Origin of the sequence: Nitrosomonas sp. (genome assembly GCF_040240425.1) — a bacterium.
GTDB lineage: Bacteria > Pseudomonadota > Gammaproteobacteria > Burkholderiales > Nitrosomonadaceae > Nitrosomonas.
In genome coordinates, this window is the sequence record NZ_QPHG01000006.1 from 42,182 (window position 1) to 55,952 (window position 13,771).

10 protein-coding genes and 2 rRNA genes are annotated in these 13,771 nt (G+C 45.5%); 6 read left to right on the forward strand and 6 right to left on the reverse strand.

Features of this window, described 5'->3' with window-relative positions; genetic code table 11:
- Nucleotides 1-34 precede the first annotated feature (34 nt).
- Nucleotides 35-922: a 4-hydroxy-tetrahydrodipicolinate synthase gene (gene dapA / locus DU481_RS03340; protein ID WP_350132565.1), complete on the forward strand. Its 888-nt coding sequence runs from the start codon at nucleotides 35-37 to the stop codon at nucleotides 920-922.
- 1 nt (nucleotide 923) lies between these two features.
- Entirely contained in the window at nucleotides 924-2,078 is a 1,155-nt protein-coding gene (gene bamC, locus DU481_RS03345; protein WP_350132568.1) for an NlpB/DapX family lipoprotein, read from the forward strand.
- 155 nt (nucleotides 2,079-2,233) lie between these two features.
- Here bamC and DU481_RS03350 read toward each other — a convergent pair whose 3' ends face one another.
- From DU481_RS03350 to msrB, 3 genes are all read right to left on the reverse strand, one after another.
- The gene (locus DU481_RS03350; protein WP_350132571.1) at nucleotides 2,234-2,446 is read right to left on the reverse strand and encodes a hypothetical protein; all 213 of its coding nucleotides are present in this window, start codon (nucleotides 2,444-2,446) and stop codon (nucleotides 2,234-2,236) included.
- Nucleotides 2,447-3,124: 678 nt separating this feature from the next.
- Complete coding sequence (locus DU481_RS03355) at nucleotides 3,125-4,261, reverse strand: JmjC domain-containing protein (RefSeq protein WP_350132573.1); 1,137 nt, start codon at nucleotides 4,259-4,261, stop codon at nucleotides 3,125-3,127.
- A 23-nt stretch (nucleotides 4,262-4,284) separates the two neighbouring features.
- Entirely contained in the window at nucleotides 4,285-4,806 is a 522-nt protein-coding gene (gene msrB, locus DU481_RS03360; protein WP_350132575.1) for a peptide-methionine (R)-S-oxide reductase MsrB, read from the reverse strand.
- Between the two features lie 191 nt (nucleotides 4,807-4,997).
- Here msrB and DU481_RS03365 point away from each other — a divergent pair, with 191 nt between their 5' ends.
- Genes DU481_RS03365 through rfbD form a run of 4 tightly spaced genes read left to right on the forward strand, consistent with a single transcriptional unit; the run spans nucleotide 4,998 to nucleotide 9,285 of the window.
- Complete coding sequence (locus tag DU481_RS03365; RefSeq protein WP_350132578.1) at nucleotides 4,998-5,966, forward strand: acetyl-CoA carboxylase carboxyltransferase subunit alpha; 969 nt, start codon at nucleotides 4,998-5,000, stop codon at nucleotides 5,964-5,966.
- Entirely contained in the window at nucleotides 5,893-7,287 is a 1,395-nt protein-coding gene (gene tilS, locus DU481_RS03370) for a tRNA lysidine(34) synthetase TilS (protein WP_350132581.1), read from the forward strand. The genes DU481_RS03365 and tilS overlap by 74 nt, the downstream gene beginning before the upstream one ends.
- A 46-nt stretch (nucleotides 7,288-7,333) precedes the next feature.
- Nucleotides 7,334-8,392, forward strand: a complete 1,059-nt coding sequence (rfbB, locus tag DU481_RS03375) for a dTDP-glucose 4,6-dehydratase (protein ID WP_350132583.1) — start codon at nucleotides 7,334-7,336, stop codon at nucleotides 8,390-8,392.
- Complete coding sequence (gene rfbD, locus DU481_RS03380) at nucleotides 8,389-9,285, forward strand: dTDP-4-dehydrorhamnose reductase (RefSeq protein ID WP_350132585.1); 897 nt, start codon at nucleotides 8,389-8,391, stop codon at nucleotides 9,283-9,285. Before rfbB ends, rfbD begins: the two co-directional genes overlap by 4 nt.
- Before the next feature lie 34 nt (nucleotides 9,286-9,319).
- Here rfbD and DU481_RS03385 read toward each other — a convergent pair whose 3' ends face one another.
- The 3 genes from DU481_RS03385 to DU481_RS03395 form a co-directional block, all read right to left on the reverse strand.
- Nucleotides 9,320-10,264 (reverse strand): S49 family peptidase, encoded by a 945-nt coding sequence (locus DU481_RS03385; protein ID WP_350132587.1) that lies wholly within the window; start codon nucleotides 10,262-10,264, stop codon nucleotides 9,320-9,322.
- Nucleotides 10,265-10,460: 196 nt separating this feature from the next.
- Nucleotides 10,461-10,573: ribosomal RNA gene (gene rrf / locus DU481_RS03390) — 5S ribosomal RNA — on the reverse strand.
- A 97-nt stretch (nucleotides 10,574-10,670) separates the two neighbouring features.
- Nucleotides 10,671-13,600: ribosomal RNA gene (locus tag DU481_RS03395) — 23S ribosomal RNA — on the reverse strand.
- Between the last annotated feature and the right edge of the window lie 171 nt (nucleotides 13,601-13,771).

Consider the following 13,771-nt stretch of genomic DNA (forward strand, 5'->3'; position numbering starts at 1 on the left):
GGTAAAATGTATTCTTTTTACCGGATAGATTGTCATGTTTAAAGGTAGCTTGGTTGCTATCGTCACCCCGATGGATGAAGAAGATGGATTGGATCTGGATCGCTTCCGCGCTCTGCTCGATTTCCACATAGACCAGGGTACCGACGGTGTCGTCATCGTTGGTACGACAGGCGAATCCCCAACAGTAGATTTTGAGGAACATCATCTGTTGATGCGTACCGCGGTCGATCATGTAGCCGGACGCATACCGGTGATTGCCGGTACGGGTGCCAATTCAACACGAGAAGCGATCGATTTATCGGTTTACGCCAAGAATGCAGGCGTTGATGCCTGCCTCTCGGTTGCGCCTTATTACAACAAGCCGACGCAGGAAGGACTGTATCAACACTTCAAAGCAATCGCCGAGGCCGTGGATATCCCGCACATTTTATATAACGTTCCGGGCCGGACAGTGGCTGATATCCGTAACGATACGGCGTTACGTTTAGCGCAGATTCCCAACATCGTCGGCATTAAAGATGCCACCGGCGATATCGGACGAGGTTCCGATCTGTTACAACGCGCGCCATCTGATTTCTTCATTTATAGCGGAGATGATGTCAGTGGGCTGGCATTTTTGCTGCTGGGCGGGCATGGCGTGATTTCAGTCACGGCCAATGTAGCGCCCCGGATGATGCACGACATGTGCGTTGCAGCATTTACAGGCGACCTCAATACCGCGCGTGCGCTCAATAATAAGCTTTTGCGTTTACACCTTGATCTGTTCGTTGAAGCCAATCCTATCCCGGTAAAATGGGCTGTCGAGCAAATGGGACTCATCGGCCCTGGAATACGTCTGCCGCTCACGCCTTTATCCAGCCAGTACCACCAACTTATTCGCGAAGCAATGCAATCAGCCAATATCCACGATTTGAAGAGGTAAGATGTCAAAAATGAAATGGCGGAAAGTCACCATACCGTCTCTGGTATTGACGCTTTCATTGGCAAGTACAGGTTGTAAAATGATCGACCTGTTCCCGGAAACTAAAACTATCGATTACAAGTCAGCAGGAAAACTGCCGCCTTTGGAAATACCGCCCGACCTGATTCAACCGGCTATTGATGAGCGTTACGCAATTCCCGAGGCGAATTCATCCGGCAGCACCACTTTCTCCAGCTACAACAACGAACGCGGCGGACAACAAAAAACTGACAGCTCCTCCTTAATACCGCTATCCATTCAGAATGTGCATATTGAGCGCGCCGGAACACAACGCTGGCTGGTCATTCCCCAGCCTCCCGAGGCTGTTTGGCCGGTGGTTAAGGAATTCTGGCAAGAGCTGGGTTTCCTGATCAAAATGGAAGTTCCTGAAGCCGGTATTATGGAAACTGATTGGGCTGAGAATCGCGCCAAGATTCCACAAGATATTATTCGTACTTTTCTCTCCACCTTTCTGGATAGTATTTATTCAACCGCTGAACGCGACAAATTCCGTACCCGGCTGGAACGCAACGACACCAGCACTGAGGTCTATATCAGCCATCGCGGTATGACTGAAGTACTGGAAGGCGGTAGTCTCAACCGCACAGTCTGGCAACCACGCCCGGCCGATCCTGATTTGGAAGCCGAAATGCTATCCCGCTTGATGATGCGCTTCGGTGTCGAAGAACAAAAAGCAAAACTGGAGTTAACCACCGGCAGGAGTTCGACCACGGAACGCGCATTCATCAACTCAGAGGGCACTTCGCTGGTCGTTAACGAAGCATTTGACCGGTCATGGCGGCGAGTCGGCCTAGCGCTGGATCGAATTGGCTTTACTGTTGAGGATCGCAATCGGGAGCAAGGCATCTATTTTGTACGTTACGTTAGCCCTGACAAAGACAGTAAGAAAAAAGGTGATGACGAAGGTATTCTTTCCAATATTATGTTCTGGCGTAGCGGGGATAAAGATAGCGCAAAAGCCGAGAAGTACCGTATACAGGTACACAACACCGGCACAAACACCAGTAATGTCACTTTGCTGAATGACGATGGAACAGCCGTAGGCTCTGCCACCGCAAGCCGCATTTTGAAACTATTGCATGAGCAGCTTAAATAGCAAGAGCAATGAAGCCCAGATCAGATTCTTGAAGAGTTAGTTTTTTAGCTGTTCTTATCAAAGTAACAAAAGAAGAGTACAAAAAATAGAAACAAGTTTATAAATAAAAAACCGCCCGAAGGCGGTTTTTTATTTAATCCTTCCAAACAGAAGAATTATTTTTTACTATCTGCTTCCCCACCACTCATGATTTTTTCGTAGTTTGCTTTTTCAGTTTCAGGCAGTGCTTGGCTAGGTTTTCCACCACACGCTGATAAAGTTAAAGATAGTAAAAATGCAGCCAGAAGAGCATATTTCATATGATTTTCCTTATAAAAAGTTCTTAAAATAAACAACGCAGTATATAAAAAATTTAACTCATCTTTCAAGCATGTTACTTAGCCGAAAGAATCCATTCATATCTGCCATTCAGGTTTTAATCATCCGGACAATAAAAATATCTAAATGATCCCTGCTTTCTGCAAATCCATTTCCTGTTACTTGAGTATAGCAGTGAGAAAATGGAAACCAGAGATTTTGATTGATGTACAAAAAAACAAACCGCCAACAATATCCAGTAAATTTATCTTTCTATAATCAATCAGCAAGTCACAAATTTCCTTGCGAGAATCTGTGACTCAAAAAGCGCATTTCTAAACAGCTTTTTGAAGATTACTGCGATAATATTTTCGCAATAACTTTGCTATTCCTTTTTATTTTAATTCTTGAGGTTCAGAATCTCTAGGTCCATACGCGGATGGAGGTGGTTTATCCATTGGATAACCATCAAGACTTTTCTTTCCTTCACAAGCACTTAATGTCAATATAGCAAAAGCGATTACTACAAGTGAAAATCTAAACATTCAATCTCCCATTTTCTTAGTTTTGATTTACGTGCGATAGCATAATCGAACTCATCCGATTATACAAATTTGATTCATGAAACTCCGTCCCATTTCCATGAATTATTCAATTAATACAATTTATTACAGGTTATTTCAGAGAAGATTAGCTAGCAACTCGATTGAACAAAAACGATTGAACAAAAACTTTACTTTAGACAGCGCTTAGTTTTTATCTCGAATATAACCACTGACATACCACTGATAAAGAATATTTTCGGTTTCTTTATCCATCTCGCAAGCGGGCGACAATTCATAATTATCAGCTAACTCAATCAATGTCTTGTATGCATCAGCACCGACCTTAACAGTCTCACCGTTAATAAAAAATTTATCACGGCCGCTTAACATTCTGCTTTTTAAATCCAGCTGCACTCCATTTTCTTTAATTCGCTTGAGAAAAACACGCAATGACGATAGTTTAGCGGGCTGCGCAAAGAAAACATGTGATTTAGGTTCCGAGAGATAAATACCCAGAAAATCCTCGATGTCATCACGCCCCCAGTTAATCTTCTTCAAGACTGAATTAACCTGGGATTGCATTGCAGCACTAATTTTTGAAGGGTGCGATTGCCATTGCAAATCAGGATCGGAATACCAGCCATCCGTTAAAATAGTATCCTGCAAATGAACGAGAAATTGCGTTATCAATTCTTGCTGACTCGGAGCACGGAAGCCAATGGAATATGTCATGCAATCATCCACGGCAATACCGTTATGCGCGTATTTAGGCGGCAAATAGAGCATATCACCGGGGTTTAGCACCCATTCCTGCTCGGGTTGAAAATTCTTCAAAATCCTGAGCGGCGCATCGGCGATAAATTCATCATCCAGTTGCGCAGATATCTGCCACCGTCTGGAACCCATCCCTTGCAATAAAAACACGTCATAGGAATCGAAATGCGGGCCAATCCCGCCGCCCTTAGGGGCATAACTCACCATCAAATCATCCAGCCGGGCGTGCGGTATGAAGCGAAATTTTGATAACAAATCGCGCGCCGGGGCAAGAAAATGATTCACATCTTGCACGAGCAATGTCCATTGTTTTTTAGGCAACTTTGCCAAATCATGATCACTTAACGGACCATGCGTAAGATGCCATTTGCCGCTTCTCTGTATGACAAGACGGGACTGCGCATCTTCATCACACGCCAATGCCATCAATTCTTCGCGTGTTAGTAAGCCATTAAAACCCGGTAAAGCATTTCTCACCAGCAGAGGCTGCTTCTGCCAGTAATCGCGCAAAAAATTCTTCGGGGTCACATCACCCAATGAGATAGTTTTTGTCTTACTGATGTTCAATTCCTTTATCATTTCTCAGTTTCTCAGTTTCTCAATGCCGGCAATGATTCTGTGTGCAGTACGAATTTCAGCGCCAATCCGTTATTGCACCAGCGCTCCCCTTTGGGCGGCGGACCATCTTTAAAAACATGTCCTTGATGCCCTTCGCAACGCGCGCAATGATACTCGGTACGCAGAAAAATTAACTGATAATCCGCTTTGGTGCCGACATGCCCGGCAATCGGTTGCGTAAAACTTGGCCAGCCGCTTCCGCTTTCATATTTATTCCGGCTCTCAAACAGCGGTAAGTAACAGGCGGCACAAATAAATGTCCCGTCTCGCTCTTCGCTATTCAATTCACTACTACCGGGCTCTTCGGTTTCTTCTTCAAACAAAATCCGGTAAGCTTCCGGAGCCACTAATCCGCGCCATGCTTCGTGCGGCTTATTGAGCGGCACAATCACCGGACTGATACCTGTTGCTGCGAGCCGCAACGACCACATCAGCGAAACGGCAGGTAACGCTGCCAATACGCTCATCCGTTGCAGAAAAATGCGCCGGTTCATAAAAAACCCTCATATCATCCAAACGGCCCGTCGGCCTTATTACATTGAAAAAGAATGTCCATTGAACAGACAAGTTGAATTAAAACGTACCATGCTCAGGTCGCGCTAACCAAGATTTTGCTGCATCCGGCGGTGCAGATTTAGCCGCAAATCCTGTATCATTTCGTTTTTAGGATTATATCTTAGCCCACATGAAAATCACTTTTCTGGAATTTGAGCAAAATATCGCAGAATTTGAATCAAAAATTGAGGAATTACGCTTTGCGCAAGATGATTCGGCCTTGGATATCTCCGCTGAAATTGCACGCTTACAAGCAAAAAGCCAATCTCTGACAAAAAATGTATACGCAAAACTGACACCCTGGCAGATCTCGCAAGTAGCCCGTCATCCGCAACGTCCTTATACATTGGACTATATAGAACATCTATTTACCGACTTCGAAGAACTGCATGGTGACCGGAATTTCTCGGATGATCATGCGATTGTCGGCGGTTTGGCGCGATTTAACGGCCAGACCGTTATGGTGATCGGCCATCAGAAAGGGCGTGACACCCGGGAAAAAATCTACCGCAACTTTGGCATGCCGAAACCGGAAGGTTATCGCAAAGCATTGCGCTTAATGCGCTTGGCAGAAAAATTTTCGATTCCGCTGATTACTTTTATCGATACACCCGGCGCATATCCCGGCATTGATGCGGAAGAGCGCGGACAATCCGAAGCCATCGGCAGAAATCTTTATGTCCTGGCGGAATTAAAAATTCCCATTATCTGCATCGTTATTGGTGAAGGTGGTTCCGGCGGTGCTTTAGCTGTTGCCGTTGGTGATGTGATACACATGCTACAGTATGCCACCTATTCCGTCATATCACCGGAAGGCTGCGCCTCCATTTTATGGAAAAGTGCCGACAAAGCACCGGAAGCTGCAGAAATCATGGGTATTACCGCCGACCGCTTGAAAGCAATGAATTTGATCGACAGCATCATTACGGAACCGATCGGGGGCGCCCACCGGGATTACCCGGCCATCATGCAATCGGTAAAAACCGTGTTGCAGGAATCACTGCGCAAATTTCAGGATCATTCCAGTGAAACGCTTCTGGCAAAACGTCTGGACCGGCTTATGGCATATGGCTCATTCAAGGAAGTCAAAATCGAATAGCCTGCTAGGTGACGCTGAAGTAGTATTACTCGCGTATATCAAACCAGGCGATCATCTCACCATTGCACTAAGCGGCGGTATCGATTCAGTCGTGTTACTGGATATACTCGCTCAATTATCCCAACAGATACCCTTTACGCTTTCCGCTGTGCATGTAAATCATGGTATCAGCCGCAATGCAGCCGGTTGGAGCAATTTTTGCAGCAATCTCTGCGCAGCTTATGGTGTTTCGATCCACGTAGCTTCTCTGCAAATAAAAAAAGAAGCCGGGGTTAGCCTTGAAGCCATTGCCCGGGAAGAACGTTATCGCATCTTCAGCCGTATGCATGCGGATTACGTGGTTGTTGCACAACACTTGGACGATCAGGCCGAAACACTGCTACTGCAATTATTTCGCGGCGCTGGAATCCGCGGGTTGAGCGCGATGCCGCTGATCAGAAAGCAAGATTCCGATACCGCGCCGCAAATTCTGCGCCCGCTATTGGAAATCTCCCGGAGTAGAATCGAAGCCTACGCTCATAAAAATCAATTAACCTGGATCAACGACGAAAGCAATGACGACACTGGTTTCAATCGGAATTTCCTGCGGCACGAGATTCTGCCCATACTGAAGAAACGCTATCCCAGTTATCCGAAAACATTGCTGCGCACCAGCCGTCACCTGTCTGAAGCATCGTTATTACTGGACGAACTGGCTGCAATGGACAGTGAAAATTGTGTTGTCTCCGGCTTGCTGCAAGTCGAGCGCATGCGCAAGCTCAGTTTTGCGCGTGCAAAAAATCTCCTACGCTATAGGTTGTCGCAACAGGGTGCGCTACTTCCCAGCACGGCAAAATTGGAAGATATTGTGAATCAGCTTTTGTCCGCGAATAAGGACAACCGCCTCCATATCGTTTTTGGTCATAGCGAAATTCGTTGTTTCAAAGGTGCCGTTCATATCCTGCCTAAGCAATCTTCACCGCAAAATCCGGAACAATGCACATGGCAGGGAGAATCGTGTTTAGCACTGCGGAATCTGAGCGGCAGCATCCGCTTTATGCACGTAAAGGATCAAGGTATCAACCAACAAAAATTATCAAGTGCACCGGTAACCGTCCGTTCCCGGCAGGGTGGCGAACGTTTCATGCCAGCTTGCAATCGCCCGCGCAGAAGCTTGAAAAACTTACTGCAAGAAGCATCCATCCCGCCCTGGCAACGCAATACTCTACCGCTACTGTTCTGCGGTGAACAACTGGTATGGGTTCCGGGAATCGGCATCGATTGTGAATTTCAAGTAAAATCGGGAGAAACGGGGATTTTACCGCTGTGGGATTCCGCATGAACAAGACCGGAATTCAGATTACCGATTTACTCAACTGGAAAATTGCATGATTTTAGTCACGGGAGGCGCAGGATTTATTGGCAGTAATTTTATTCTCGATTGGTTGGCACAATCGGATGAGCAGATCATCAATCTTGATAAATTGACTTATGCCGGGAATTTACAAAATTTAGCGCCATTGTCTCAAGATTCTCGGCATATATTTGTTAAAGGCGATATCGGTGATACCCAATTGGTTTCACAATTGCTGACTCAGTACCATCCGCGCGCAATCCTTAACCTGGCAGCTGAAAGTCATGTCGACCGCTCCATTCTCGGACCGGAAGATTTTATTCAAACCAATATCCTGGGTACGTTTCGCTTATTGGAAGCAACACATGCCTATTGGCGCGAGCTGGAATCCGCTGCAAAACAAAGTTTCCGTTTTCTTCATGTTTCAACCGATGAGGTTTACGGTTCATTGAGAAAAAATGAACCTGCATTTACCGAAGCGCATCGTTATGAACCCAATAGCCCCCATTCAGCCAGCAAAGCAGCCAGCGATCACTTAGTGCGCGCCTATCACCATACCTATGGGTTACCCATACTGACCACCAATTGTTCTAACAATTATGGCCCGTTCCAGTTTCCGGAAAAATTGATTCCTTTAATGATCGTGAATGCATTAGCAGGAAAATCCTTACCGGTATATGGAGATGGTCAACAAGTACGTGACTGGCTCTATGTTGCCGATCATTGCAGTGCGATCCGGCGTGTATTGGAGCGCGGCACTCCGGGAGAAACTTATAATATAGGCGGCTGGAACGAGAAGCCTAATATTGAAATTGTGCAGACCATCTGCAGCCTACTAGAAGAATCTTATCCCAGCGCAAATTTTCATAACCTCATCACGTACGTTCAGGATCGGCCAGGACACGACAGACGCTATGCCATTGATGCGACGAAAATCGAACGCGAACTCGACTGGAGACCGGTCGAAACATTCGCTACCGGCATACGAAAAACGATCCAATGGTACTTGAACAACCGGCAATGGGTAACTGATGTGCAAACCGGTGCTTACCAGGAATGGATCAAAACGCATTACGCCGGATTGCAGTCATGAAAATTCTATTATTCGGCAAAAACGGCCAAGTCGGATGGGAATTGCAGCGCAGTCTCGCACCGCTGGGTGAATTAATCGCATTAAGTTCAAGCAGTGAAGAATTTTGCGGTGACTTGACCGATTTCGCCGGTATACAACAAACCCTGCGGCTAATCTCGCCCGATATTATCGTCAATGCAGCAGCTTATACTGCCGTCGACAAAGCAGAAAGTGAGCCTGAACGGGCTTATGCGCTCAATGCTCAAGCACCTGCTGTGCTGGCACAAGAGGCAAAAAGACTCAACGCATGGCTCATCCACTACTCAACCGATTACGTCTTCAATGGACATAGCAGTCAACCCTATCTTGAAACTGATGATTGCGATCCGCTCAACGTCTATGGTAAATCTAAATTGGAGGGTGAGAAAAATATCCTCACTTCCGGCTGCTCACATTTGATTTTTCGTACCAGCTGGGTCTATGCCGCTCATGGAAATAATTTCATAAAAACGATACTCCGCTTGGCGCAGCAGCGCGATAAATTGACCATCGTGGATGATCAAGTCGGCTCACCAACCGGAGCAGAGCTAATTGCAGATATTACCGCTCATGCATTGCGCATGGTTAAGCAAAAACCCGAGGTCTCCGGTTTATATCACTTAACTGCTACTGGAAGCACTTCATGGTATGGGTTTGCTAAATTTATTCTGGAAAATGCAGAACGCATGAATTATCAGCTCAAAATCCAATCCACTGCATTGCAACCTATTCCTAGCAGTGATTTTCCTCTGCCTGCAAAACGTCCGTTCAATTCTCGTCTCAATATTGAAAAACTGACAAAAACTTTTGGTCTTATTTTGCCATCATGGCAAACCGGAACAGCACGAACACTAACAGAACTGCTCAGTGAATAATTTGAAGAAAATGATCAAGCAAAAAAATTTGCTCTTAGCGCATTGTTAGCACATAGTCGGAAAGCATATTAAAAACGATTTGACCAAATCGTTTACTGAACAAGTCCGACAAACCTTCATGCGGCGTAAAATCAACCAAAACTTCTGCTTGAATAATTTCCCGTGCGACATATTCGGCATTGCCCATTTCATCGGCTAGCCCTAAATCAATGCTTTTTTGACCTGTCCACACAATTCCGCTGAATATTTCCGGAGCATCTTTTAAACGTTCACCTCGACCTTGTTTTACTACCTGAATGAATTGCTCGTGAATTTCACGCAATAAATGTGTCGCATGTTCCTTTTGTATAGGATCTAAAGGTGCAAAAGGATCCAGGAAATTTTTATTCTCACCGGCAGTAAGCAATCGCCTTTCAATACCTAGTTTTTCTAAGGTGCCGGTAAAGCCGAAGCCATCTATCAGCACACCAATTGAACCAATCAAGCTGGCTTTATCAACAAAAATTTTATCAGCAGCCACAGCCACATAATATCCACCCGAAGCACAAATGTCTCCAACCACTGCATAAAGCGGTATATCCGGATATTTGGTTCGCAAGCGGCGTATTTCATCATTGATATATCCAGCTTGAACCGGGCTTCCTCCAGGGCTATTTATGCGTAATACTACACCTTTAGTATTTTTATCTTGAAACGCTGAGCGTAGACTGGCATTAACTTTATCAGCATTACTCATGCTATCGGGAGTAATCATGCCGCGTAAATCAATCAGTGCTGTATGCTTTTCGGCAATACGAACTCTACCGTCTTCTATCCAGCCTAAGGCGAAAAATAACAAAATGAACAGATACAAAAAAGTAATTAGCTTAAAAAATATCCCCCAATTGCGCGTGCGGCGCTGCTCACGAAGAGATGCCAAAGCAAGATTTTCAATTAGATCTCTTTCCCAATCATCTTTTTTAACTTCAGACTCACTCATAGCCGCCCACTCAAATCAGAAATGAATATTATTGAAAATAATGCAAATAATTGCAATTTGATATTAAGAGAATTTTTGTCGACTATTTTCAGTCAATAAAAATATTGTAGAAAATTAAAGTGTTACAAATTCTTTAAGCATAAAATAGAAAACCTCTCATCAAATCAATATTGATGAGAGGTCTCTAAATAAGAGTGCCTGGCGGTAACCTACTTTCACATGCGAATGCACACTATCATCGGCGCAGCTTCGTTTCACGGTTCTGTTCGGGATGGGAAGAGGTGGGTCCAAAGTGCTATGGCCGCCAAGCGTAACTTGACACTGAATAATATTAAACAAATATTATTCAAAAAGGAAAAAGTAAATTGGATCAGAATATATCAATAACATAAATTATCAAAGTTATAGGATCAAGCCTCACGGTCAATTAGTATCGGTTAGCTTAACATATTACTATGCTTCCACACCCGACCTATCAACGTCGTAGTCTTCGACGAACCTTTAGGAGGGTTATACCCTCGGGAAGTCTTATCTTGAGGAGAGTTTCCCGCTTAGATGCTTTCAGCGGTTATCTCGTCCGCACATAGCTACCCGGCGATACGACTGGCGTCATAACCGGTACACCAGAGGTGCGTCCACTCCGGTCCTCTCGTACTAGGAGCAGGTCCTCTCAAACTTCCAACGCCCACGGCAGATAGGGACCAAACTGTCTCACGACGTTTTAAACCCAGCTCACGTACCACTTTAAATGGCGAACAGCCATACCCTTGGGACCGGCTACAGCCCCAGGATGTGATGAGCCGACATCGAGGTGCCAAACTCCCCCGTCGATATGAACTCTTGGGAGGAATCAGCCTGTTATCCCCGGCGTACCTTTTATCCGTTGAGCGATGGCCCTTCCATACAGAACCACCGGATCACTATGACCTGCTTTCGCACCTGCTCGACTTGTCAGTCTCGCAGTTAAGCACGCTTTTGCCATTGCACTATCAGCACGATTTCCGACCGTACCTAGCGTACCTTCGTACTCCTCCGTTACAATTTGGGAGGAGACCGCCCCAGTCAAACTGCCTACCATACACGGTCCCCAATCCAGATAATGGATTTAGGTTAGAACCTCAACAACACCAGGGTGGTATTTCAAGGATGGCTCCATGAATTCTAGCGAATCCACTTCAAAGCCTCCCACCTATCCTACACAAGTGTTATCAAAGTCCAATGTAAAGCTACAGTAAAGGTGCACGGGGTCTTTCCGTCTAGCCGCGGGGAGATTGCATCTTCACAAACATTTCAACTTCGCTGAGTCCCAGGAGGAGACAGTGTGGCCATCGTTACGCCATTCGTGCAGGTCGGAACTTACCCGACAAGGAATTTCGCTACCTTAGGACCGTTATAGTTACGGCCGCCGTTTACCGGGGCTTCAATCAAGAGCTTGCACCCCATCATTTAACCTTCCGGCACCGGGCAGGCGTCACACTCTATACGTCCACTTACGTGTTTGCAGAGTGCTATGTTTTTATTAAACAGTCGCAGCCACCAATTCATTGCAACCCTGTTCTGCTTCACGCGCGAGGCGCTACACATACAAAGGGCACACCTTTTCCCGAAGTTACGGTGCTATTTTGCCGAGTTCCTTCTCCTGAGTTCTCTCAAGCGCCTTAGAATTCTCATCCTACCCACCTGTGTTGGTTTACGGTACGGTCTCTATTCAACTGAAGCTTAGTGGCTTTTCCTGGAAGCATGGTATCACTCACTTGGCACTCCGAAGAGTGTTGCGTTATCACGTCTCAACTAAGCCGCTCGGATTTACCTAAACAGCACATCTACACGCTTGAACCGGGACATCCAACACCCGGCTGAGCTAACCTTCTTCGTCCCCACATCGCATTGAACAAAGGTACTGGAATTTTAACCAGTTTCCCATCAGTTACGCATTTCTGCCTCACCTTAGGGGCCGACTCACCCTGCGCCGATTAACGTTGCACAGGAAACCTTGGGTTTTCGGCGAGGGAGTCTTTCACTCCCTTTATCGCTACTCATGTCAGCATTCGCACTTCCGATACCTCCAGCAGTCTTTACAAACCACCTTCACAGGCTTACGGAACGCTCTCCTACCATCTACATAAAATGTAAATCCCTAGCTTCGGTGCACAATTTGAGCCCCGTTACATCTTCCGCGCAGGACGACTCGATCAGTGAGCTATTACGCTTTCTTTAAAGGGTGGCTGCTTCTAAGCCAACCTCCTGACTGTCTATGCCTTCCCACTTCGTTTCCCACTTAATTGTGTCTTGGGGACCTTAGCTGAGGGTCTGGGTTGTTTCCCTTTTGACACCGGACGTTAGCACCCGATGTCTGTCTCCCATGCTCGCACTCTTTGGTATTCGGAGTTTGCAATGGTTTGGTAAGTCTCAATGACCCCCTAGCCATAACAGTGCTCTACCCCCAAAGGTGATACATGAGGCACTACCTAAATAGTTTTCGGAGAGAACCAGCTATTTCCAGATTTGTTTAGCCTTTCACCCCTACCCACAGCTCATCCCCTAATTTTTCAACATTAGTGGGTTCGGACCTCCACGAGGTGTTACCCTCGCTTCATCCTGGCCATGAGTAGATCATCTGGTTTCGGGTCTACACCCAGCAACTATACGCCCTATTAAGACTCGCTTTCGCTGCGCCTCCCCTATTCGGTTAAGCTTGCTACTGAATGTAAGTCGCTGACCCATTATACAAAAGGTACGCAGTCACCCTTACGGGCTCCCACTGTTTGTATGCATGCGGTTTCAGGATCTATTTCACTCCCCTTCCGGGGTTCTTTTCGCCTTTCCCTCACGGTACTGGTTCACTATCGGTCGATTACGAGTATTTAGCCTTAGAGGATGGTCCCCCTATCTTCAAACAGGATTTCACGTGTCCCGCTCTACTTATCTCAATCTTAGTTCTATATTTGAATTTTCGCCTACGGGACTATCACCCACTATGGTTTAACTTTCCAGAAAATTTGACTAATTCAAATATTAAATATTGAAGGCTGCTCCCAGTTCGCTCGCCACTACTTTGGGAATCTCGGTTGATTTCTTTTCCTCTGGATACTTAGATGTTTCAGTTCTCCAGGTTCGCCACACTCAGCCTATATATTCAGCCAAGGTTGACTCTTGCTCAATTAATTTTACTCTTATATCGTAGCAAAACTAATTAAGCAAGAGTCAGGTTTCCCCATTCGGATATCTCCGGATCATAGCTCGTTTGCCAGCTCCCCGAAGCTTTTCGCAGGCTTCCACGTCCTTCATCGCCTGTAATCGCCAAGGCATCCACCACATGCACTTATTCACTTGATCCTATAACTTTAATAACTTATTAAAGTTGTAGTTTCTACTACTTGTTGCATTATTTTTTAGATACAATCTAACCCATAATTTATTTCATAAATAATAAAAAATTCACAATTATTTAACACAAATAAATATTTTACTTTTTCCAAATTTTTAAAGAACGAAATTAATTTCGAC